This window comes from Nocardioides cremeus, from assembly GCF_030518195.1.
Taxonomy (GTDB): Bacteria; Actinomycetota; Actinomycetes; order Propionibacteriales; family Nocardioidaceae; genus Nocardioides; species Nocardioides cremeus.
Genome location: NZ_JAULSC010000111.1, coordinates 1 through 373, shown reverse-complemented (window position 1 = coordinate 373; position 373 = coordinate 1). Strand labels below are relative to the sequence as shown.

Sequence of the window (373 nt, the reverse complement as noted above, 5' to 3'; positions counted from 1 at the left end):
AAATCTATGGTTACAGTATTTGCATGGCAGACTTTTGGTCACCCACGTCTTCTGTTATTCTAGAAAACCTTTCTAAGGTTGTGTGCTGGCTGAAGTGCCAGGTTGAGGAACACTCGGTGTTGATGGTGCTCCATTTGATGAATCATCTGACTCATCTTCAGTTTGTGCTGCAATGATACGATCTTTTGTGTCAGGATCGTCATTCGTTGTTAAAGCACGAGACAGCAGTGCATTGTTGGTAGTGAAGTTCAAAACCCTACTACTACTAGTGTCTGCTGTTAATCCATGTATGTCGTTTCCAGTTGTCATACCTCTAGCTTCATCCGAAAGGGATCCGCCAGGAGTAAAAGTAACTGTTCCACGGTCTGGTTCG

1 protein-coding gene is annotated in these 373 nt (G+C 44.0%); it reads right to left on the bottom strand.

The features are described from left to right. Positions 1-72: 72 nt before the first annotated feature. A partial coding sequence (locus QWJ41_RS20890; RefSeq protein ID WP_302710396.1) for a hypothetical protein occupies positions 73-373 on the bottom strand: 301 nt, incomplete at its 5' end.